Annotated in this window: 22 protein-coding genes and 1 pseudogene; 15 read left to right on the forward strand and 8 right to left on the reverse strand. The window is 37.9% G+C overall.

Annotated elements, in window-relative coordinates:
- Positions 1–91: 91 nt before the first annotated feature.
- From MT390_RS03795 to MT390_RS03810, 4 genes are all read left to right on the forward strand, one after another.
- The gene (locus tag MT390_RS03795) at positions 92–1,069 is read left to right on the forward strand and encodes an alpha/beta fold hydrolase (protein ID WP_499439689.1); all 978 of its coding nucleotides are present in this window, start codon (positions 92–94) and stop codon (positions 1,067–1,069) included.
- 43 nt (positions 1,070–1,112) lie between these two features.
- Positions 1,113–1,772, forward strand: a complete 660-nt coding sequence (locus tag MT390_RS03800) for a nitroreductase family protein (RefSeq protein WP_499439690.1) — start codon at positions 1,113–1,115, stop codon at positions 1,770–1,772.
- Between the two features lie 95 nt (positions 1,773–1,867).
- Positions 1,868–2,815, forward strand: coding sequence for a LysR family transcriptional regulator (locus MT390_RS03805; protein WP_299662385.1), 948 nt, complete (start codon positions 1,868–1,870; stop codon positions 2,813–2,815).
- A 241-nt stretch (positions 2,816–3,056) separates the two neighbouring features.
- Positions 3,057–3,665, forward strand: coding sequence for a copper homeostasis protein CutC (locus tag MT390_RS03810; protein WP_499439691.1), 609 nt, complete (start codon positions 3,057–3,059; stop codon positions 3,663–3,665).
- 381 nt (positions 3,666–4,046) lie between these two features.
- Here MT390_RS03810 and MT390_RS03815 read toward each other — a convergent pair whose 3' ends face one another.
- Entirely contained in the window at positions 4,047–5,834 is a 1,788-nt protein-coding gene (locus MT390_RS03815) for a TRAP transporter permease (protein WP_499439693.1), read from the reverse strand.
- A gap of 69 nt (positions 5,835–5,903) precedes the next feature.
- Entirely contained in the window at positions 5,904–6,863 is a 960-nt protein-coding gene (locus MT390_RS03820) for a TAXI family TRAP transporter solute-binding subunit (RefSeq protein ID WP_499439694.1), read from the reverse strand.
- Positions 6,864–7,436: 573 nt separating this feature from the next.
- Here MT390_RS03820 and iscR point away from each other — a divergent pair.
- From iscR to MT390_RS03860, 8 genes are all read left to right on the forward strand, one after another.
- A complete protein-coding gene (gene iscR, locus MT390_RS03825) occupies positions 7,437–7,886 on the forward strand; it encodes a Fe-S cluster assembly transcriptional regulator IscR (protein ID WP_166371275.1) in 450 nt (149 codons plus the stop codon).
- 71 nt (positions 7,887–7,957) lie between these two features.
- Positions 7,958–9,400 carry a Fe-S cluster assembly protein SufB gene (gene sufB, locus MT390_RS03830; RefSeq protein WP_166371273.1) on the forward strand — a complete coding sequence of 481 codons (1,443 nt, stop codon included), beginning with the start codon at positions 7,958–7,960 and terminating at the stop codon, positions 9,398–9,400.
- A gap of 12 nt (positions 9,401–9,412) precedes the next feature.
- The gene (gene sufC, locus MT390_RS03835; protein ID WP_499439697.1) at positions 9,413–10,198 is read left to right on the forward strand and encodes a Fe-S cluster assembly ATPase SufC; all 786 of its coding nucleotides are present in this window, start codon (positions 9,413–9,415) and stop codon (positions 10,196–10,198) included.
- A gap of 3 nt (positions 10,199–10,201) precedes the next feature.
- Positions 10,202–11,464 (forward strand): Fe-S cluster assembly protein SufD, encoded by a 1,263-nt coding sequence (gene sufD, locus MT390_RS03840; RefSeq protein ID WP_499439698.1) that lies wholly within the window; start codon positions 10,202–10,204, stop codon positions 11,462–11,464.
- The gene (locus MT390_RS03845) at positions 11,464–12,681 is read left to right on the forward strand and encodes an aminotransferase class V-fold PLP-dependent enzyme (RefSeq protein WP_499439699.1); all 1,218 of its coding nucleotides are present in this window, start codon (positions 11,464–11,466) and stop codon (positions 12,679–12,681) included. Before sufD ends, MT390_RS03845 begins: the two co-directional genes overlap by 1 nt.
- A gap of 9 nt (positions 12,682–12,690) precedes the next feature.
- Positions 12,691–13,041, forward strand: coding sequence for a HesB/IscA family protein (locus MT390_RS03850; RefSeq protein WP_166371265.1), 351 nt, complete (start codon positions 12,691–12,693; stop codon positions 13,039–13,041).
- A 3-nt stretch (positions 13,042–13,044) separates the two neighbouring features.
- A complete protein-coding gene (gene sufT, locus MT390_RS03855) occupies positions 13,045–13,578 on the forward strand; it encodes a putative Fe-S cluster assembly protein SufT (RefSeq protein WP_499439701.1) in 534 nt (177 codons plus the stop codon).
- A 126-nt stretch (positions 13,579–13,704) separates the two neighbouring features.
- Positions 13,705–14,115, forward strand: coding sequence for a SufE family protein (locus MT390_RS03860; protein ID WP_166371261.1), 411 nt, complete (start codon positions 13,705–13,707; stop codon positions 14,113–14,115).
- Between the two features lie 180 nt (positions 14,116–14,295).
- Here MT390_RS03860 and MT390_RS03865 read toward each other — a convergent pair whose 3' ends face one another.
- The 3 genes from MT390_RS03865 to MT390_RS03875 form a co-directional block, all read right to left on the reverse strand.
- Complete coding sequence (locus tag MT390_RS03865) at positions 14,296–14,523, reverse strand: HipA N-terminal domain-containing protein (RefSeq protein ID WP_499439703.1); 228 nt, start codon at positions 14,521–14,523, stop codon at positions 14,296–14,298.
- 9 nt (positions 14,524–14,532) lie between these two features.
- On the reverse strand, positions 14,533–14,823 hold the full coding sequence (locus MT390_RS03870; protein ID WP_499439705.1) for a helix-turn-helix transcriptional regulator: 291 nt from the start codon (positions 14,821–14,823) through the stop codon (positions 14,533–14,535).
- A 652-nt stretch (positions 14,824–15,475) separates the two neighbouring features.
- The gene (locus MT390_RS03875; protein ID WP_166371259.1) at positions 15,476–16,402 is read right to left on the reverse strand and encodes a DMT family transporter; all 927 of its coding nucleotides are present in this window, start codon (positions 16,400–16,402) and stop codon (positions 15,476–15,478) included.
- An 84-nt stretch (positions 16,403–16,486) separates the two neighbouring features.
- Here MT390_RS03875 and MT390_RS03880 point away from each other — a divergent pair.
- Together MT390_RS03880 and MT390_RS03885 are read left to right on the forward strand one after the other, a co-directional pair.
- A pseudogene (locus tag MT390_RS03880) lies at positions 16,487–16,657 on the forward strand (LysR family transcriptional regulator); the annotation flags it as partial.
- A gap of 48 nt (positions 16,658–16,705) precedes the next feature.
- On the forward strand, positions 16,706–17,377 hold the full coding sequence (locus MT390_RS03885; RefSeq protein WP_499439811.1) for a LysR family transcriptional regulator substrate-binding protein: 672 nt from the start codon (positions 16,706–16,708) through the stop codon (positions 17,375–17,377).
- Positions 17,378–17,570: 193 nt separating this feature from the next.
- On the opposite strand, the gene MT390_RS03890 is transcribed toward MT390_RS03885, so the two are convergent.
- Positions 17,571–17,747: a hypothetical protein gene (locus MT390_RS03890; RefSeq protein ID WP_166371255.1), complete on the reverse strand. Its 177-nt coding sequence runs from the start codon at positions 17,745–17,747 to the stop codon at positions 17,571–17,573.
- 593 nt (positions 17,748–18,340) lie between these two features.
- On the opposite strand from MT390_RS03890, the gene MT390_RS03895 reads away from it, so the two are divergent.
- Entirely contained in the window at positions 18,341–19,060 is a 720-nt protein-coding gene (locus MT390_RS03895; protein WP_499439708.1) for a PHP-associated domain-containing protein, read from the forward strand.
- Between the two features lie 294 nt (positions 19,061–19,354).
- Here the strand turns inward: MT390_RS03895 and xylA are convergent, their stop codons facing one another.
- On the reverse strand, positions 19,355–20,674 hold the full coding sequence (xylA, locus tag MT390_RS03900) for a xylose isomerase (protein WP_166371251.1): 1,320 nt from the start codon (positions 20,672–20,674) through the stop codon (positions 19,355–19,357).
- Positions 20,675–21,270: 596 nt separating this feature from the next.
- A complete protein-coding gene (locus MT390_RS03905; RefSeq protein ID WP_499439710.1) occupies positions 21,271–23,505 on the reverse strand; it encodes an endo-1,4-beta-xylanase in 2,235 nt (744 codons plus the stop codon).
- Positions 23,506–23,813 lie beyond the last annotated feature (308 nt).

Below are 23,813 nucleotides of genomic sequence, written 5' to 3' on the forward strand. Positions count from 1 at the left end.
ATATAGTGATATCATTCGTTTTATGGTTAATTAGTCAACTAATTCAGCGGTTAGTCCGGTGATCGTTTTTTTACCCTTTTAGGAGGAATACATGTCTGTAGAAGCATTAAAAAAACTTGTTGCTAAACCTTCACAACCAATCAGCTATCAAGTAGAACCAGATCCAATAATCAACAACGCGGATGTGACCAATAAAAAGCAACGCCCTTTTATAGTCGATAAGGAAGAGTACCCGTTTAAGAGCCACTGGTATGAACGTAATGGTGCATCGATGCATTACGTCGATGATGGTGAAGGCATTCCCATTGTGCTGACGCACGGCAACCCTGATTGGTCCTTTTTAAATCGCAATATAATCAAAGACATGTCAAAGGAAGCTCGGGTCATTGCCTATGATTTACCCGGGTTTGGCTTTTCAGATACCCCTGCTGATTTCGGTTTTACGCCACAAGAGCATTCACAGTGGATTGAATCTCTGATTTTTGAACATCTTAAGTTAGACAAATTCATCATGGTTGTTCAGGACTGGGGTGGACCGACCGGACTAAACGTGGCAACTAATCATCCGGATAAAGTACTTGGTGTGGTAATTTCCAATACCTGGGCGTGGAAAGTGGATGGTGGTATTGAAGCGTTTTCCATGTTGTTCAGAACACCGAAGATGGAACAGCGAGTACTGGACGAGAACTTCTTTGTTACTAAGCTAATGCTGGCAAATATCAATGAAGAGTCCAGCAGTAATAAAGCCATCGTTGATGCTTACACCATGGCATTCCCGACACCAGAGTCAAGAAGAGCAACCGCTATTTTTCCTCAGCAGATAACCCTTGCGGGAGCATGGCTGGAGAAAATTGAAGCAAGGCTAACAACACTTGCGAATAAACCAGTAGAATTTATTTTTGGGCAAAAGGACTTCAATCATGGCACGCCTGAAGCCATTGCAAAATGGCGCTCTCACTTTCCCAATGCTGGCGTACAACTTGTACCTGACGCCTGCCATTTTGTTCAGGAAGATAGCCCAGAGAGCTTTAGTATTGCACTCAGAAAAATGCTAAAAAATGTAATTTAGGAATTGTTTCACAATCCTTAAATAATTAACGAAAGAGAAACCTATGACTCACTCGATTATAAAAGACTTAAGCAATCGCTATACAACAAAAAAATACGATGCCAGCAAACGTATTTCAGAGAAAAATATTGAAATAATTAAAGAAGCTATTCGATTGTCGGCTTCATCGATTAATTCACAGCCCTGGAAATTTATTTTAATAGAAAGTGATGAAGCAAAAAATCGTCTCGACGCTACCTTTGCTAATAAGTATCAGCCTAATCGTCACCATGCTAAAGAAGCGTCGCATATTATCCTTTTTGCACATAATCCAAATTACCAGAAAGAGGATTACAAAAAAGTGCTGAATATCAATGTTGCATTAGGTCGCTTAAAAGAAGAAAAGTATGATGCGTCTTTAAATGGCGGGTTTCATTTTGCAGACCTTCTCAGAGACGAACATGGATCTAACGAGAGCTGGACTAAAGCACAAACTTATATAGCGCTGGGTAATGCACTACATGTTATGGCTCGATTAGGTATTGATTCAACGCCGATGGAAGGTATTGATTCAGAACTCATCAGTGAGTTTTTTGCACATGAATTAAACGGCTACGTCTGCCACGTTGCCTTAGCAATGGGCTATCATTCAGATGCTGAAGATTTCAATTACGGACTGCCAAAATCTCGACTTGCTACCGAAGATGTTTTCACCGTCGTTTAGTTTACTTAGGCGCATTCGATTTAAGTTACTTATCGCTTTCAATACATTAGAATTGAGTTTCAGATTCATTTTTTTAATTAACTAGCGGATATAATATGGATATAGCGACTCGCCTTGACCTGTTCCTAGATATTGTTTATCAGGGTTCCTTTGCTAAAGCCGCTGAGCTCAGGCACATGGATCGAGCGGTCGTCACTAAGCAATTTAAAATACTGGAAGAAACACTAGGCGTCAGGTTGCTCAACCGCACTACTCGTTCTTTATCCCTAACGGATGCCGGACGAGAGATTCTGGAGCAAGCCAAGGTTATCCGCAATGAGATCAATAAAACTCAACACTTAGCGGAGACTTTTCATACTGAACCCAGGGGATTATTACGCATAACCAGCTACGTTTCTTTTGGTCATCCATATCTACAGAACGCCATCAATATTTTTATGAAAAAATACCCAGAAACCTATATCGAGCTTTCATTAGACGATAGACTGACGGATATTATAGGTGAAAAATTCGATATTGCTTTTCGCTTGAACTCCCCCAAAGACTCAACCAATATAGCGAAGAAACTCGCGCCAACTAAGTTGGTTATTCTCGCCTCAGAAAACTTTATTCAAGAGCACGGTAATCCTCAAACGCTTAAAGAGCTTGTTTCCTTACCTGCGATTACCTACTCAAATAGCTCTTTTACTTTTGACAAACTGGAAATGGCAGCTTCAGGACAGAGTAAAATGGAGAAGTACAGCATAAACGGAAGATTTAAAGCAAACAGCGTGGATTCGCTTATTAGTGCCACACAGGCAGGATTGGGCTATTCAATTGCGGATTTGTCTGTGCTTAAGTCAAATCTTAAAGACCTCGGACTCGTTCCTATACTGCAAAACTACCGGTTTCCAAGTGATTTTGGTGCATTATACGCAGTTTACCCGCACAGAAATCAAACGCCATTAGTCAAAAAATTTATCGAAACAGTACAAGATGTGATTGGTACACCTCCAGTGTGGGAAGACTATGTAGAGAATTATTCTTCTATGTATGTTGAGTGAGGCGAAATAGCCCCCAAGCGTCTTAAACACTTATAAAGATATGCCCCAAATAATTCAGCCACAACATAGCAAAGATGAACCGTAATTTATCTTATTAACCTATTAACCTATTAACCTATTAACTTATTAACCCCTAGATTCATATAATAAGTACAATGTCTTAGATTAGATGGTCAACTGTTATAGTTCGCCATTTTATCGCCAAAGGAAATTGCTAATAGTTTTTCAAAAGGAGTAGAACATGGTCAAAGAGTGTTGTGTAGGAAGTTACATAGAGGCGAAACAAGCTTATAAAAATGGCGCTGATAGGATAGAGCTATGTGATAACTTGTTAGAAGGAGGAACAACACCAAGTTATGGGACAATAAAAAATGCTGTTTCTAACATATCAATACCTATTAATGTGATTATAAGGCCTAGAGGCGGTAACTTTATATACTCAGATGAAGAAATTGAAATAATGTTAGATGATATAAAAATATGTAAAGACCTGAAGGTGAACGGGATCGTATATGGGGTATTAAATAGTGAAAATAAAATAGATGTGGAAAAATTAAAAATAATAATGGCGGCAGCAAGTGATCTGAAACAAACATTTCATATGGCATTTGATGAGATAGAAAACAAGAAAGAAGCGATAGATATTTTAGTATCGTTAAAGGTAGATAGCATACTTACCAAAGGAGGGAAAAATAGCGCTTTAGAGAACCTTCAATGTTTACAAAATCTAATTGCCTATGCTCAAGATAAAATCATCATCATTCCGGGTGGTGGTGTAAATAAAGATAACTTAGTGCACGTTATAAAAGAGACAGATGCAAAGGAAGTGCATGGAAGTAAAATAGTATAAGCGTAATTGCCACAAGCCTATTTTAAGCTAGTGTAGTTGCTAACCAACTAATGCAAGAGCTCAAAACATGTCAAAAAAGTACATTGCCTCAATGCCGTGATTCTGCCCGCTATCCTAGAATAAAACAGCAACAGGCTTATGTAGATTTGTTACCCATTGCAAGTTCGAAAGCCAAGTAGAAAGCTAAGCCGTAAATGCCTCCATTACGACTTATAAAGCTAATTATCTATACACACTGTTATGCTAGTTTGCGGTAATTTTCGAGCTTGAATATTATTACCAGTTGAATCACTTTTGAGTTCATAACACTTCAGATTAATTATACTAATACTTCTAAAAACTGACCAAATTTACAGTTCCATTATAAAGTAAAACTGTTTACTAAAACTGACCAAAGCCAAATGCAAAAATAACAACAAAACCTGCAACAAGTGCTATGGCTGGCTGCCAGTAATTTTTAGATTGGCCTGTTACTGCGTAACTCACAAGCCATAAACCACTACCAATCTTTACAGCTGCAAGCAGAGCCATTACCGGATTGGCAATGAGCTGAATCAAAGCAGGATTAGCAACCAGGGCAAGAGGCACAATATAAAGTCCAACCCCAATACGCATCGCTCTGTTGGCAACAGAGAGCCACGGAGCACCACACATACCTGCTGCAATAAACACAGTTCCACACACTGGCGGAGTTATTGTTGAAAGTAAAGCATACCAAAAAACAAAAAGGTGAGCATAAAGAGCAGGAAGACCAAGTTGCTCAAGAGCAGGCCCTGCAACAGATATACAAATAGCATAGGCAGCTGTTGTAGGTACTTCCATTCCAAGTATCAAACAGGCAATAGCGGTAAGACAAAGAGCAATATAAAGATTACCACCAGAAAACCCTAAAATAGCAGAAGTAACCTTTATTCCAAGGCCTGTCATATTAAGTACACCAATAATAACACCAGCACAAATAACAATAGCAGCCACTGTACTCATCTGCTTAGCAGCACCAAGAAATGCCTGTTCTAAACGAGCAAGAATCGCAGGAAGCTTCGAAACACCTTTTCGATCTGCGATAAGCATAATCGCAGTCATTATAGTCGCAACAGCCGCGCCATACTGAGCGGTATAGTCAGTACAAAAAAGCATGAGTAAGAGCACACCAAAAGGCAAAATGAAGAATATAGCTAGACGCCCTACCTCACCCCAACGTGGCAACTCTTCTTCAGAAAGACCTTTTAGATTATTACGCTTTGCAAAGTGATCAACACTTACCCAAACACAAAAGAAAAAGAGCAGTGCTGGCAAAATCGCAGCGGCCATAACCTCGCTATAATTAATACGAAGTAGCTCTACCATCATGAAAGCGCCGGCGCCCATAAGAGGAGGCATAATTTGCCCACCCGTAGATGCCACGGCCTCAACTGCTCCTGCAAAAGATGCGGGGTACCCAAGTCGTTTCATCGTTGGCATAGTAAACGCGCCAGTTGATGCAACATTTGCTGAAGCTGAACCCGAAATTGAACCAAAAAATGCCGAAGCTAAAACAGAAACCTTTGCTGGTCCTGCTCTATGTTTACCTGCAATACGAGTTGCAAGGCTCATAAAAGCATTACCCCCTTCTCCAGCACTGACAAACGCACCAAGAATAATAAATACAGCAATCACATTAAGCGATATACCAGTAAGCGGTCCCCAAACTCCACCTTCGGTAAGTACTAATGTTCCCCAAAAGGCATCCGCAGGAATACCAGGGTGACCAAATTCACCGGGTAAATATTGCCCGAAAACACCGTAACTAATAGCAATGAGGGCGACTAGCGGAAGCGATAGCTTTACGTGGCGACGAGCCATTTCAAGAACAATAAGAACAAGAGCAACACTCCAAACATACTGACCGGTTGTTTCAAGTGAGCCATATTGATCCATTAAATCAACACGATTAAAAGCAACCCACATACAGATGCCAATACCTGTAGAGGCAAGTATCCAGCCTGTTATATTCTGAAATGTACTTTTTTGTCCAACCAAAAAGACCCACGGCAAAGCAAGCGCCAAGTGGATAGGACGTGTAACAAGATTTGGCAGAAGACCAGCAAACACAAGCCAGAGGTGAAAGAAGACGGAGCTTACCGCTAAAGTGAGTAAGATCGAACGGCAGATTTTTTGTTTCATAGACATCGTACTACAACCTAAAAAGGGAAAAGCTTCTCAACCTTCCCCTGTAAATAACTTTATTTCTGAAGAAAACTACTGAACTGCAACCAAGTGAGCAGGGAGAGTGATACCTTCTTCTTTATAATAACGGATTGCGCCTGGATGAAGTGGTCCTGCAAGCTCACCTAAAAGATCAACTGTTACAGATCCCCACCATGGAGCAACTTTAGCCATACGTTTTTTAGCATCCCAAAAAGCCTTGGTCAGCTGATATGCAGTCTCTTCATCAAGACTCTTCATGGTGTAAGCGCCAACAGGAAGAGAAATTGTTTGGGTATCAGTATCAACGCCAGGATAGGTCCCTGCAGGAATTGTAATTGGAGTTCCTTTAACTTTACCGTAATCTTCCTCAGAAAGACTAAGGAGCTGGATTGGCGTAGAAGACGCGGCCTCAAGCACATTTGGTGCGGGGAAAGATGAAGAAGTCGCAAAACCTTGAACTTGTCGATTCTTAAGTGCAGAGACAGCGCCACTCACTTCAACATCAATCGCATTAACCTTACCTTCAAGGCCGAGAACTTTGAAAAGTTCGATAGTTTGACGAGCCGAAAAGTTACCACGACCTACAATAAAATCTTTACCATCAAGTTCTTGAAAGTTTGCAATTTTAGAGTCTTCTCGAACAACCCAGTGCATTACAAGCGATGGAATTGGATATAAAGCACGGATATCTTGATACGTTTGCTTAGCCTTTTTAAATGGCTTTACACCACCTCGCGCTTTAACGATAAGAGATGGAGGAGTGGTAAATACATAGTTTGCACGATTTTTACCCGCTTCTTTTACGTTTTGTACAGAACCTTGGCTCTCCTCAACGGTGAGAATCATATTACTATTAGAGGCATACTTCACACCCTCTGCAACCTGAACGGCCATTTGATAATATGAAGTGGTTGATTTGGCACTTTTATATGTTACACGGGTCTCAGCGATGGCAGTATTGGCCATGGAAAGACTTAAGGTAGCAATAACAACTAGGGCTCGTTTTAACATGTATTCTCTCTCTTTTTCTAAAGCTTACGCGCTTATTACAAAGGATATTCTGATTTAACTAAGCGACTATAAAAGATCAAACAGGGATCGGCTAGCGAAAAACACAATTGTTCTATGTTTATGAGGTACGAAGTTCTTTTCACCGTTTTATGGACGCCAACGCCAGTCAAAGACTTTACTTTCAACAGGAGCAAGTGTTGTGGTTGAATTAGCTAGACACCTCAATAAAGGATTATAACCCCACCATTGTAGTGTTTTGGGTAATTTATTTGGGCCCCTATTCAAAATTGTGGCTAATATTAGTTGGGCACTACCCCCCTAAATCTTGTAATAAATGAAATATTCATAATTATTTACAAGGTCTATTCATCAAGTGCATTAGTAACCATAATTTAATACTCCCTCTGTCATTAGTGACACTTGATACGCAAACTAATTATTCATAAATTCAATTTGTAATACTCTTTTGTATGAAAACAAATACCCCATGAAAACAGTCAAGTAAATACTTGACTAATTTAGTCAACTTTCTATATCATGCCCTCCTTAAAGAATAACTTTATCGGAGCTCTTATGCGTTTAACAACAAAAGGCCGTTATGCAGTAACTGCAATGCTTGATCTTGCATTAAACCCTAAACAAGGGCCAATGTCTTTAGCCGAAATTTCGAGTCGACAAGGTATCTCTTTATCTTATCTTGAGCAGTTATTCTCTAAACTTCGCAGGAAGTCTTTAGTGAAAAGTGTAAGAGGGCCTGGTGGTGGTTATCAATTAGGCCGAGCAAGTGAAGAGATTTTTGTTGCGCAAATAATGGATGCTGTTAATGAAGTAATTGATGCAACTGGATGTAAAAAAACAGCAAACTGTCAAAATGGTATTACTTGCCTAACCCATTATTTATGGTGTGACTTAAGCGATCAGATCCATGAATTTTTGAGTCAAATCAGTTTAGGTGATTTAATGGACCAAAATAACGTGCAACAAGATATAGACGAAAAGTTATTAAAAATATTGAAGTTTTAATTGATACACATATTAAATACAATATACACGACTACTAGTGTCGTTCCCCCCTATTTAAAAGTGAGTTTTATATGACAGTGCAAGTAGAAATTAATGAAGCACTAGGAAGAGAATACGAAGCTGGTTTTATTTCTGATATTGAATCAGAAACGTTTGAACCGGGTTTGGATGAAAGTGTTATCGAGCGCATTTCTAAAATGAAAAATGAACCAGAATGGATGCTGGAATGGCGTTTAGGTGCATTTAGAGAATGGTTAAAAATGGAAGAACCAGATTGGGCACTGGTTGATTACCCTAAAATTGATTTCCAAGCGATTGCCTACTATTCCGCGCCTAAAAGTATGAAGGACAAACCTAAATCTTTAGATGAGGTTGATCCTGAATTAATACGTACTTATGAAAAACTAGGTATCCCGCTTATAGAGCAACAAATGTTAGCGGGTATTGCGGTTGATGCTGTATTCGACTCTGTTTCTGTTGTGACTACTTTTCGTGAAAAGTTATATGAAGCAGGCGTTATTTTCTGTCCTATATCAGAGGCGATTGTTGAATACCCAGAACTTGTGAAAAAATATCTTGGTAGTGTTGTTGGTCGTAAAGATAACTACTACTCAGCATTAAACTGTGCTGTTTTTACTGATGGTTCTTTTGTGTATATTCCTAAAGGTGTACGCTGCCCAATGGAATTATCAACTTACTTCCGTATCAATGAACAGAACACAGGTCAGTTTGAACGTACTCTCATTATTGCTGATGAAGGCAGCCATGTTAGTTACCTTGAAGGTTGTACTGCACCACAACGTGATGAAAACCAATTACATGCAGCCGTTGTTGAATTAATTGCAATGGATAACGCTGAGATTAAATACTCAACAGTACAAAATTGGTATCCGGGTGATGAAAATGGCAAAGGCGGTATTTACAACTTCGTAACTAAACGTGGTATATGCCATACCAGTGCAAAAATATCTTGGACACAAGTTGAAACTGGTTCAGCTGTTACTTGGAAATATCCGAGTTGTATTTTAAAAGGTGATAACAGTGTTGGAGAGTTTTACTCTGTTGCACTTACTCGTGGCCGCCAACAAGCCGATACCGGCACTAAAATGATTCACATAGGCAAAAATACCAAGTCTACGATCATTACCAAAGGTATTTCTGCTGGTCGCAGTAACAATAGTTATCGAGGCCTCGTTAAAATGATGGCGAGTGCTGATGGTGCGCGTAACTTCACTGAATGTGATTCATTATTAATTGGTGACAAATGTGGTGCACATACTTTCCCTTATATAGAAAGTCGCAACCCTTCTGCCATTGTTGAACATGAAGCAACCACATCAAAAGTAAGTGACGAACAACTGTTCTTATGTCGTCAACGCGGACTTGATCCTGAAAAAGCGGTTTCTATGATTGTGAACGGTTTCTGTAAAGAAGTATTTAAAGAGCTGCCAATGGAATTTGCCGTTGAAGCAAGTAAATTATTAGAAATTAGCCTTGAAGGCTCTGTAGGTTAAGGAATTATTAAAATGTCGAACACTAAAAGTTTATTAACAATAAAAGATTTATATGCGGGTATAGAAGAAAAACAAATCATTAAAGGTTTTAATTTAGATATTAAGCCAGGTGAAGTTCACGCAATTATGGGCCCGAACGGCGCTGGAAAAAGTACGATGGGTTATGTCCTATCGGGTCGTGACGGTTATGAAGTTGAAAGTGGCAGTGTAACATTCAACGGTCAAAATTTACTTGAAATGGAAATAGAAGAACGTGCCAATGCAGGCCTATTTTTAGCTTTCCAATACCCTGTAGAAATCCCAGGTGTTAGTAATTTAGAATTTTTAAAAGCATCTGTTGATGCAGTACGTGCAGCAAACGGAGAAGAAGCAATAAGCTCTTCTGAGTTATTGAAGCAAGCAAAAGCGGCTTGTAAGCAAGTTGATTTACCATTGGCCTTTTTAAAGCGTGGTGTAAACGAAGGTTTTTCTGGTGGTGAAAAGAAACGTAATGAATTAATGCAGATGTTATTGCTGAAACCAAAACTATGTATTCTTGATGAGACCGATTCAGGATTAGATATTGATGCTTTGCAATTAGTAGCTAAAGGTGTAAATAGCCAGCGTTCAGAAGATCGTAGTTTTATCATTGTTACCCATTACCAACGTTTACTTGATTATATTAAGCCTGATTTTGTACATGTTCTAGCCGATGGAAAAATAGTAAAAAGTGGTGATGCTTCCCTTGCTCTAGAGTTAGAATCTCAAGGTTATGCTTGGTTAGAGAATGGTAATGTTGAAGCTAAGATTGAGGAGTAACTCATGAGCGAATGGTTAGAAAGTGCCATCAGTAGAGGGCACCAAATAGATGATTGGCTGGCTCCTAAACGGATTCAGGCTATTGACTTATTATCAACAACACCATGGCCAACACGTAAAACAGAAGCATGGCGTTATACGTCGCTACGTGCGATTCAAAACTCAAAAGCAAAAAACATTGAGACAAGTGCTAATTTATTACCACAAAATATTACTGATTTATCAGCAATAGAATTAGTGTTTATAAATGGACAATGGGATAAAACACAATTACCTGATGTTTTACCAAAAGGTCTATCAATTTCTCTAGGCTCTGATTTAAATAAAGAACAGCAATCGCAAGCTTTAGCTAACTTTTCAGACATCAAACCTAAACGTCACTTATTTGGTTTAGTGAATGATGCGCTAGCGCAAGATGTAGTGATTGTGAACGTTGAAGATGGATTTAATATTAAGCAGCCACTACGCATTAGTTCGCTATTGAGTTTAGGTGCTGAATCTCATACACGTGTACAAGTGACATTAGGAAAAGAATCTCACTTAGCCGTTATTGAAGACGTACAAGCTGAAGGTGATAGCCTATGTACTGCATTTGTTGAATATCAAGTATCTGCAAAAGCACATTTAGATCATTATCGTTTCGCACTTCAAACGGGCAGTAATGTCGCGGTTGGTGGTTGTCATTTCAATTTGTTAGATCATTCTTCAATGCACAGTACGATTGTTGCTTTTGGTAGTGATTTATCACGTTTAGATACCGATATTATTCATTCTGGTCAGTTCGTTGATGCAAAATTAAATGCTATTTACCTGCTTGATGGTAATGAATTATTTGATCTTCACGCAACGGTTGAACATGCAGTACCAAACGGTACAACAGAAGAAAATGTACGTTGTATCGTTGCAGGTCGTGCTAAAGCAGTGTTTAACGGTCGTATTCATATACACCGCGACGCTCAAAAAACATTAGCTGAATTAAATAATCGTAATTTATTGATGTCAAAGACAGCTGAAATTAATACTAAACCTGAATTAGAAATTTATGCGGATGATGTTCGTTGTGCACATGGTGCAACTTCAGCTCAAGTCGATGATAAAGCGTTGTATTATTTACAAACTCGTGGCATTGATCGCGCTAAAGCAAATGTCATGTTAAATTTTGGTTTTATTAATGAACTGATTGATTTAATGCCAAACGCAGTATTATCAGAATGGATACGCCCTATTATCCGTCAACGATTTTCTGAAATGGAAGTGAGAGTTTAATGAGTTTTGATGTAGACGCGATTCGAGAACAATTTCCAATTTTAAAACGCATTGTAAATGGAAAACCTTTAATCTATCTAGACAACGCAGCAACCACACAAAAACCACAATGTGTGATTGATGCATTAGTTGATTATTATTCAAATAGTAATTCAAATGTTCATCGTGGCGCACATTTTCTTGCTGATGAAGCAACACAACACTTTGAACACGCACGCGATACTATCCAGAAATTTATTAACGCACCTAAACGCGAAGAAGTTATTTGGACAACCGGAACGACAGAAAGCATCAATATTGTTGCCAATGGTTTGAGCACTTTATTATCTGCGGATGATGAAGTGATAGCAACTGAAATGGATCATCACGCTAACCTCGTTACTTGGCAAGAGGCATGTAGAAAATCAGGTGCAACATTAAAGATAATTCCGGTGACAGATGCAGGTGAATTAGACCAAGATGTGTTTGATAACCTATTATCTGAAAAGACTAAATTTGTCGCTTTTCCGCATGTTTCAAATGCACTAGGTACTATTAACCCTGTTAAGTCTATGACGGCTAAAGCAAAGCGTTTTAATGCTTGGGTCTTAGTGGATGGCGCACAAGGTGCGGCACATGGTTGGGCCGATGTACAAGAAATTGGTTGTGATTTTTATGTGTTTTCAGGGCATAAAGTTTATGGACCAATGGGTGTTGGTATACTTTGGGGTCAAGCTTCACTTCTTGAAAGTTGGCCTGTATGGCGCACCGGTGGAGAAATGATTTCTACCGTTACGCTTCAAGAGTCAACATGGAACGTACTGCCTTATCGCTTTGAAGCAGGAACGCCAAATGTAGGTGCTGCCATCGCGCTTGGTAAAGCGGTTGAGTGGTTTACTAATTTAGATCATAAAGCCGTTATAGAACATGAAATGGCCTTATTAGCCTACGCTACAAAACTAGCCAACGAGTTTGAAGGCTTAACTATTATAGGTAATGCCGATCATAAAATATCAGTGTTAAGTTTTGTTCTCGATGTTGGCCACCCTGCTGATATAGGTTTTTTATTAGATAAACAAGGGATTGCTATTCGTACTGGCGATCATTGTGCACAACCCTTAATGGCAAGGTTTAATGTGCCAGGGACAGCACGTGTTTCCTTTGCCCTCTATAATACATTCGACGAAATTGATGCATTATTTACCGCACTAAAAAAAGTAAAAGTAATGTTATCTTAGGAGTTTTAAATGACAGTATCAGTATTCGACCCTAGTGCAATCGTCTCTTTAACAGATTCGGCACAAAAATATTTTTCTGAAAAAGTGGCAAAAAAACCAGATCACTTCATTCGCTTAAGTACTAAAGTGAGTGGCTGTACTGGATTCGCCTACGTATTAGATATCACTGATAGCCCTTTAGAAAATGACACTATTGTTAACTTTGATAATATCAATTTTGCAGTCGCTTCTGAATCGATGGCGATGCTTTCAGGCATTGAAATTGACTTAGTCAAAGAAGGTGTTAATCAGGTAGTTAAATATAATAATCCAAATGTTGCAGCTGAATGTGGCTGTGGCGAAAGCTTTAATGTGAGTTAAGTAATGCAACAAAAAATGGTAGTAACACAGCGTGCTTGTGCTGCACGTAGAGTCCCAACAGGCGAACCTTCAATTATCCCTGAAGGTGAGTTTATTTCAATTAATCAGAGTCTTGGTGGTAATTATACGGTTACATGGATGGGCAACATGTTGCGTATAGATGGTACCGATGCGTCCGCTATTGGCCAGAAGTCAGAAGTATTAGATTTTGAAGACCACGGTAGAGGCGACATTGATGATAGCCAAGTATGGCAAGCATTAGATGGTATTTATGATCCAGAGATCCCGATCAGCTTAGTATCATTAGGTTTAATCTATAAAGTCACTGTAGATCAAGAAAATAAAAAGGTATTAATCGACATGACGTTAACTGCACCAGGATGTGGTATGGGTCCAGTGCTAGTCAGCGATGTTAAATATCGAGTTGCTAAAGTACCTAATGTAGAAATAGTTGAAGTTGAGCTACTGTTTGATCCTCCTTGGTCAAGAGAAATGATGAGTGAAGAAGCACAATTAGAATCAGGGCTTTTCTTCTAATCACTTTCGTCAATTCAGATAATAAAATACAATACAAAATCGCATTTAACTATCTTGTTAGCTAGTTCATTAGTTAGACTAGTTAATTAAATGCGATTTTTATCTATACAGCACATAAGGGATACAATGTTATTACCAACTACTGAAGAAATCATTGACGACTTATCATTCTTTGACGACTGGGAAGAAAAATATAAATATATTATCGATTTAGGGAAATTACTCCCCGCTTTTGATGATAAATGGCATACGGCAGAGCGGCTTGTAAAAGGCTGCCAGAGTAATGTTTGGATTCAACCCGATGTTGACGGTAAATTACTTATTTTTTCAGTAGATAGCGATGCAATTATAGTAAGAGGTCTACTTGGGATAGTGCTTGCAGCTTTCAATAATAAAACAGCAAGCGAAATAATTGAATTTGATATCAACGCTTATTTTGAAGCCTTAGATCTTGAAAAACACCTTAGCCCTACACGTGGTAATGGCTTACGCTCTATCGTTGATCGTATTAAAAATATCGCTCAAGCGTCACTTTAATTAAACCACTAAAATAATTTATTACGACAACTTCTAGTCGTTATCATTAATAGTTAAGAGCTTGAAACCTTCACTAGGCCTCAAGCTCTTTTTTATCGTTACCTTTCACAAGCCCTAACGTTACTGCGCTGTTGATTTAGTTTTTGTACTACATTCATACTGTGTTGATAATACAACGATTTAAGCCTCATCTTCCAAGCTGAAATATAGAAACGCTAATACTGTTAAATCATTACTGCCATAATGTTTTGCGGTTGCTTTCTCAATAGCTAAACGTAACCCACCTTCTGGCATATTCATCTGAAAGAATGGATGTAATCCTTCGTATGTATAGGTTTCTAATCGTATAGGCATAGTAAGGGATAATGCAGTTTTTGCATTTAAGTCATACGAATAATTGTGGACCACATTTTCTTTCTACAGCCTGCCTACTCTCTTGTCATGAGTGTATACATCAACGTTAGAATTATTAGTCTCTTTCAATTGGTCTAAAGTAGGTAAGCCTGAATCTGTTACCATTAACGATTTATTAAATAGATTAAGGATACGCTCTATTTTCCTTAATCCTACATCATCGTAATCCCCACGCTCAATTTTGCCAATAGTTGTCCTATTAAGCCCTGCATAATCGGCTAATAACTGTTGGCTCCATTTTCGTTTTTTTCTTTCAGATAAAATAGTTTCAGATATTTTAAGTAATGAATTCACATGTCGCACCTAATTTTTGTTCACTATAGTCACCTAAATAAAACAAAGAATCAATAATGGTGATTAAGATCACCATGAAAAGGATTTTTATTCAAAATATCTGGACGAACTTATTAGGAAAAATAAATTTCCATAAAAATAGGCCATTAATTAAGTCATTCGAGTTAGTTAGATAGTTACCTAGTGACGTAAGTATGCATAAAAAATCAGAAAATAAGGCATTTTATAAAGTTAATACTTTATCAAGAGTATTCGTACAAAATAAGTGCATGTCTGGGTAACAGTATTAACTATATTTATAGGCAACTCATATTATATTAGGGTGACAATGAATTAAGACCAGAGGTATTAGCAACTATTTATGAGTAAGATTGCTCAGTTTAGTCTTTGTAGTTGAGTTACCCGGACACTTCAATAAAAAATTATAAACTCATCATTGAAGTGTTGTGGATAATTGATTTCGGGCAATGGCGGTCCACTTTAAAATACATTAACGGTTAACAACATTTATTATCTTGTGATGTGCGCATAATTGGGCTAGAAATGCTAAGGATAAAATGTTTCATATACGCCTCAGAAACTAAAATAAGCAGTCAATATTATTTAGCTAAAGCTGGATATCTCAACTTTTAGAGTTTTTCTTAGTTCACTATTAACGTCGATTTGTCAAAATAACTCCCATGATCACCAGCGCACCACCGAGTAACATCGAAGAGGAAATCTGCTCATTTAATATTAAAGCCCCGAGCAACACACCAAATAAAGGGACAAAGTTAGTAAAAACTGAGGTTTGCGCGGCACCAATTGTTTTTATTCCTTGGTAATACCAAATAAAAGGAATGACGGTCCCAAATACCGCCAAATAACCAATAGCGGCACCAATTTGCCAATTTAACTCAGGCAGTACCTGCACGTTTGGGTTGAAAAACCATACCATTAACAACAATATCAATCCCCAAATAGCAGCATAAGTCGTTGATGCTAATGGTGATAAACCAAGCAGTGCTTTTCGCCCCACAACGGTATAGATAGCCCAACTGAGTACTGCGCACAGCATTGACAATTCTCCACGTCCAAAAGTCTGACTAATATTTTGGATCACGGTCAGTAGATGACCATTACTGATCACGGTCAGTGCACCTAATACTGCCACAAAAATCCCAAGTAACTTCTGAAATGAAAATTTTTCTCGGTATAAGAGGGAAACCAGTAACGCAGTAGCGATAGGATTAAACGCAACAAATAGAGCCGTACGGGAAGCAGGCATTTCAGAGAGCGCAGTAAAAAAACATAAATTATAGGTAAATATGCCAGTAAGACCGAGAGCGAAAGTGATAGCAACCTGTCTGAGTGATAGTGTTGGTAGCCGACCTTCAAATTTTATAGTGAGTAAAATGAGTATAAATACCGCCAGCCCAAAACGGCCTATCGCCGACATTAACGGTGAAAGCGACTCCGCAAGTAAGCGTCCGGCGATAAAAGTCCCCCCCCACAGTAAGGCGACTAAGATAAGTTTGAAATAGGTTGGCCAGATGGAGGATAAAGCCAAGTCGTTAGATGTATTGTTAATTGGTTGCATGATGTCGCTCGATATAAAAAGGTAACTTGATATGTGATATAGTATTTCACTAATGTTAAATCATAGTAAAATGAGCAATAGATCATGACGTTTAGCCAACTTGAAATATTTGTAGTCGTTGCAGAGCTGTGTGGATTTACCTTGGCAGCCCAACAGTTAGGTATCAGTCAGTCAGCTGTTTCGCACGCGCTGAAAAAACTCGAAGAGGATTTAGAGGTAAGCCTTATCGAGCGTAATAAGTCACAAGCAGAACTGACTGTTGCTGGCGTTCGATTACTTCCCCGCGCTCGAGAAATACTGGGATTGTCTGAGACCATACGCCAAGAGTCGGCAGATATTAAGGGATTGCAACTAGGGAGCCTTCGTATTGGCTCTTTCGGTCCAACTTCCTCCTTGCGCTTACTCCCTATGATCCTAGATGGTTACCGTAAGCAATTTCCCAATATTGAGGTGCGAATTGATGAAGGAAATGACCAACAGGTCGTACAATGGTTACAAGAGCGCCGTGTCGATGTTGGCTTTGTGGTGCTTCCTGATGAGCGTTTTGATACCTTTGCATTGATTGAAGATCAAATGGTTGCCCTTATTCCTAAATCACATTCATTGGCGGATAAAGATAAAATTCTACTTAAGGATTTATCCCGTGTTCCTTTTATTCTTACGGAAGCCGGATCAGCGCAACTCATTTCCAAGCTATTTGCAGCCGAGGATCTTATCCCTGACATTCGCTATAGAACTACACAACTGATGACTACAATTGCATTGGTTGCAAAAGGCGAAGGCGTTGCCCTCGTTGCTGAATTAGCACTCCCACAAGCTTTGCAAACCGATGGCTATGTGGTTCGACACCTATCGCCGCAGTACAAGCGAACAATTGGTTTAGCACTGCACAGTACCCGACAAGCCTCTCCTGCCACACAGGCATTTATCAAAATGGCAGTACAAATATTAAAAAAGAGAAACCGGTCGAATTAAAAGAGGAATAGGACGACTGCCTGTTTTATAAGCTACTAATTGCAAGACGGTTACTTTGAGATTGGAGGCTCAGAAACTGGACAATTGTTTTCATCCAGCTATTTGAGGGATGTTGTTAACTTATCGACTAGAGATGAATAAAGTCAGTAATTTCAGGTTTAAAGTGAATTTCGGATGCTACTAACTGAATCGATTAATAGAAAGAACGATAACTGAGTGCTGGATAATGTTTAGCTTGCATTAAATGACGACCAAAATGAAACAGATTACGTGAGAAACTGTTGCAACTTAAAAGCCGTTCAGGTTGACCAGTTATTTCAATTCGCTCATCTACTTTTCTTGCCACCAGTAGCTCGATGTTAAAGCTCACATCCGTTACTTTTATAATCACTAGTTGAGTGTTTAACACTTGGTATTAATACATTTTAGCTGCTGAATAACTTGTCAATTTCACTGTCAGTTCTGTAACACTTTTATTCCTTGTCCCTTTAAAAATAGCTTAAAGAGCCTCATAGTAGCTTATTTGTCTTTTCGTTTCTGAACTAAAATATCTATTTCATCTTCAATTTAATCTACCGTTCGTCAGACATAATTTAAATACAGTTTTAACTTTTATAAAGACCACATCGTGATACCAAGTATCATCGAGTCGGTCGCAATTTTTTTGATCTGACTATATTAAATATTCCTGTTATTTTTCACTCTACTGTCGAATATTTTCATAAGTCACAACAATACTGTTAACGTAAATAAATTTAGAAATTGACAACACCTTGCAATATTATGTGATTAAAAAAATTTCCAATGATCGCTTAACTAATAAATATTATTCTATTCTACCCACTATTTAACTAATCGGATTCAAATATAAGAAAGAAATTGATTTATATCTAATAATTTATCAATGCGTAGGTGTATAAATCACTAAAATAAAATAAATTTAAAATGAAAACTCACTGCATAATGCCTGAAATACTTGGAGAAACCATAATGTACTCTGCTTTCCCATATAAATATGAAACTCACTGTCATACATCGGAAGTAAGTGCATGCGCCTCCAATACAGCTGAGGAGATTGTAAAGAGCTACGCTAAAGCCGGTTATAGTGGAGTAATCATCACAGATCATTTTTTTAATGGAAACTGCAACATTGATGCTGCTTTACCTTGGAAAGATAAAGTAGATTTATTCTGCATAGGATATGAAAATGCCAAAAAAGTAGGAGATAGATTAAATATAGACATTTTTTTCGGCTGGGAGTACAACTATAAAGGAACAGAGTTTCTAACTTATGGTCTAGATAAAAAATTTCTACTAGATAATCCTGATTTACTAGAATGGCCGCTTGAACTCTATTTTGATAAAGTACATGAAGCGAATGGATTTTTAACACATGCACATCCCTTTAGAGAGCGCTCTTATATTAAGAAAATAAGATTATTCGGTAAAAAGATTGATGCAATTGAAGTATTCAATTCTGGAAACGATAAGCAGATCTTTAATGAAAGAGCGTTGGCTTACGCCCAAGAGTTCGGTTTACCCCAAACCGCTGGCTCTGATACCCATAATGTAGAAAATTTAGCAGGGCAAGGTACATATTTCCCCGAAAGATTAAAATCTATTAATGAATTTATTAAATATGTTAAAAACGGTAAGTCTTATATATCAATCCCTGAAGATTAATTTCCGAAATCTGATGCAATAATAATTGAACAATATATTAACGCTGAGAGTAAAAGACTTCATCTATTGTTAAAGATATATCCATTTATTCATAATATTGAACTTAAATATCATGTACGGTGTAGCGCGTGATGTTATTTAAAGGGGACACAATAAGCTGAAAGTACTAGTTTGCTCAGATGCTACGTTATGCACTTATTATTTTAATCTAAGCAATAAAAAACTGATAATTGGAAGATATTACAATCAATCCAACTATCGGTTTTATATTAGTTATGTTTAATGAATATCAAATTACTTAAAAATAAAGCTATTAACAACATTTTCTAAGTATTCTTGACGTCCAGAAGCAGGTACTGGCTGAATATTATTTTCTAGTGCTTGTTTAGCTAGTGATTCAAGAGAAATTTCACCACTTAAAATATTCTTGCCAAGTTTACTATTCCAACCAGCATAACGATCAGAAATATTTTTACCAAGCACATCATTTTCAATCATAGCTGCTGCACGCTCTAGCGACTTAGCCATCACATCCATACCACCGATGTGTCCGTGGAAAAGGTCTGCACCATCGATTGAAGGACGACGAACACGAGAGTCAAAATTAAAACCGCCCGTTGTAAAACCACCCGCTTTAAGAATTTCATACATAACTAATGTATTTTCTTCAACGCTATTTGGGAATTGGTCTGTATCCCATCCCAGTTGTGGGTCACCTCGGTTAGCATCAACTGAACCAAATAAACCTAATGAAGTTGCAGTCGCAATCTCATGTTGGAAACTATGTCCAGCTAACGTTGCATGGTTGGCTTCGATATTCACTTTTATTTCATTTTCTAAACCGTACTGTTTCAAGAATCCATAAACAGTTGCAGTATCGTAATCATATTGGTGCTTGGTAGGTTCTTGAGGTTTTGGCTCTATTAAAATAGCCCCTTTAAAGCCAATTTTGTGTTTATGTTCAACAACCATTTGCATCATACGTCCAAGTTGCTCTCGTTCTTGGCGCAGATCAGTATTAAGTAGTGTTTCATAACCTTCACGACCTCCCCATAATACATAGTTATCGCCACCTAAACGTTTTGTTGCTCCCATGGCATTAAAAATTTGAGTTGCAGCATAAGAAAACACTTCTGGATTAGGGTTAGTTGCGGCACCATTCATATAACGAGGGTTAGAAAATGCATTTGCAGTCCCCCAAAGAAGCTTAAGCCCTGTTTCAGCCTGTTTCGCTTCAAGTACATCAACCATTTCAGCAAAGTTATTTTGATATTCTTTGATTGAATTACCTTCTGGTGCGACATCAGTATCGTGGAAGCAATAATAAGGCACATTCAATTTTTTAAAAAATTCAAATGCAGCATCCGCTTTCATTTTTGCCATGTCCATCGCATTTCCTGGTTTTTGCCAAGGACGGTCGAATGTACCTCCACCAAAGACATCAGATCCCTGCCAACAAAAGTTATGCCAATAACAGGCTGCAAAACGAAGATGATCTTTCATTGATTTACCTAAAATCATGCGATCTGCATCGTAATGATGAAATGCTAAAGGGTTTGTTGATTCAGTGCCTTCAAATTTAATCGGCGCTACATCTTTAAAAAATTCAGTCATAATTAATATCCAATAGTTGTTGGTAAAAGTTTATTTATCAGCCGGCTTACATCATTTTCTTTTTTGACAAAGTATTCAATTACGAAATTTAACAGTGCTATTAATGGATTTAATTAATCCTCTCTAGTTATCATTTTTTAAATTTATATTTAATGTTTTTTCTCATATTTTTACTGAATTGACTCTAAAAGAACAAAAATCAAACCGAATAAAGTTCATTCAAATTTTGATAGTGTAAGAAACTATGCAATACAACGATGGGAAGTTAAATCGAGATACTCAAAACAAATACTCCACTTCATTAACATATAAATTAAGAAATAGTTTTACGCGGTGAAATAGAAGAAGTATAGAAGTAGAAGTACTTTTCACTTAATGGCATTCATACTTTAGTACTGAGGACCTCTGGTATCACTGAATTAGGCAAAAATATTCTTACCTAAGCAATTTCAATGTATAAATTCGATGAGAAAATTATTGTAAAAATCAATAAATATTGTGACTTCATTGTAGGCAACGATGAAGCTTGCGTTTGTAAAATACAATGAACTAACAAAGTAAAAGGTAGCCCTAGAACTACCCTCTTATTATAAAAATTATTCAGCTATTAGCTTAGTTAATTCCTCACCTAAGTAAGAAATATTACTACCCGCTACAGGGTAAAGTTGATACTTTCTCTGTTTACCATCATCATTATCAGCCAGTGCAATATTCCAAGATATGCTTTCTCCAGATTTAATAGAAGAGTCTAATTCGATTGCAAAGAATAATTGTGTGCCTTCTTTATTCCAATGTGCTTCATAACGACCAGAATACCCGGCTTGTTCAAAGTCTTGCCCAACGACACTACGGAACTGATTCATCGGTTTATCTCCCTGCTGAACAAAGACCTCAATATTATCATTTTCATAAGGTGCTTCCCTAGAGGTAACGGTTACATCATCAACTCGATTGACAACGCCGTACAACCAATTATCGTGATAGCCAACCTTCCAGTTTCCTGAGATGTCATCCCCATTTTTGACTGTCATATCATTCTGATTAAGCTGATTAAATGCAAATGGATATTGGTAGCCACCAGTCGTCATTTCTTCAGCAGACTTAATAGCCGTCGGTAATTTGATCGCTTTGAAGGCTGGAGGTATAGAAACAGGCTCTGAAGAAACAACGGCATTTTGACCATTCATAAAGAGTTCACCAAACTCCTCACCTTGCCAACCGATATTATTACCCGTTAAAGGATAAAGTTGCGTGTCACGGCCGGCACCGTCGTTATCAGCCAAAGCAATATTAAAACCAAACGTTTCACCAACTAAGTCTTGGTAATCGTTAAACTCAACGGTGAAATCAAAAGTACTCCCGTCTTTGTTCCACTTACCTGTCGCTTTACCTGGAAAGTCAATAGGTTCAAAATCTTGACCTACAATCGATCTAAATTGCCAAAATTTATCCCCAAGACGAACAAATATTTCAACATTATCGTTTTCATGTGCTTGAGCATTGTTGGTCACCGTTACGTCATCTTTACGTATCACCTGTCCAATCAATTTGTTCTTATGATAGGCGACACCCCATTTACCATCTATTGAGGTGCGTTGTTCTGGCGACAAAGTTTGATTTTTTTGATTTAACTGGTTAAAAGCAAATGGATAATACACAACTTTAGCTGAATCAAATTTGTCTGATGTTAACTCTTTCGCATTGAATGGTTGTATAAACCGTTTAGCGTTACTTAAATCAGTAACCGGTTTATAAGTAGAAGCGCCCTTTACGGCATCAGTTAATACACGTTGTACAGCCTTGTAAGCAGGCTTTTGTTGGTAGTTTTTATCAAACATTAATGCTCTACCATAACCTTCAAACCAACCAGGTATCCAAGAATATTTATCACTTAGCCCCCAAGTAGTAAACAAATCGACTTCAGGATAGTACGCTGCTAATTTTGCTAATGATTCATAACGCTTAGCTTGATTATCTAAGCCTGCAGCTCCATCTTGATCCCGAACTCTCACATCAACTTCTGTAAAATGGATTCTTAAACCCAAATCATCTAGTCGTTCTATATTACGCGCAACCGATGAGTCACTTACCGGGTTTTCAGCTGTTAAATGTAATTGAGTGCCCACACCTTGCACTGGCACTCCTTTTTCAATTAATGTTTTAATGTAGCGGTAAACAGCATTAGATTTTGACGTCATTCCCTCTGTCGAGTAATCGTTATAAAACAGAACAGCATCAGGATCAGCTTCATGCGCCCAGCGGAATGCTAATTCGATATACTCTTCACCTATTGTGCGGTACCAAATTGTATCTCTGAAACCACCATTATCATCAAATGCTTCATTAACGACATCCCAATAAGTGACTTTACCACGGTAATGTGAGACAACTGTTTTTATATGATTTTCAAGAATAGCCATCAACTCAGCTTTAGACCAATTACCATCTTCCAACCACGATGGATTCTGAATATGCCAAACAAGTGCGTGACCTTTTACAACCATATTATTTTCAAGCGCAAAAGCTACCAGTTCATCGCCCTTGCTGAAATCAAACCGATCTTTTTCTGGATGTACGTACTGGAACTTCATTTCATTTTCTGGCGTTATCTGTGAAAATTCACTAATAAGTTTAGCTCTAAACTGTGGGTCCTTTAAATGTCCGGTTTCAACTGCAGCACCAATGCCCAAATTAATTTGAGATGCTAAATATTTTAATGGCATTCCCGCATTTTCTGGACTAATTTCTTGGTTTGATAACTTTGCATTTTGACCATTAGTACAGCCAAGTAATGTAACCGCGAGCAACGTTGGTATTAGTACCTTTTTCATTATTATTCCTTCTTCTCATGAGTAGTGATATAGACAAAGTAGTGTTTACTTCAGTACAAATTATTCTGTTAAGTACACTTATCGATACAATGGGAAATGACAGACGTCAGCAATTTGTGTTGCTAACTACCCTCTTTCACTTTCCTTACCTTGATTAGTAACTGACTATGAAGGAATGCATTATTTTCATCTTTACTATATTTAATAAACTAGGTTATGAATTTAGCCTCATAACGAATAAATGTGATTAATCGCAAATAAAACAGCACCATATTAATAATCTATAACGCTGATTTTTATAGGAAAAT

It is taken from the genome of Vibrio sp. 2-Bac 85, from assembly GCF_037546705.1.
Lineage (GTDB): Bacteria > Pseudomonadota > Gammaproteobacteria > Enterobacterales > Psychromonadaceae > Psychromonas.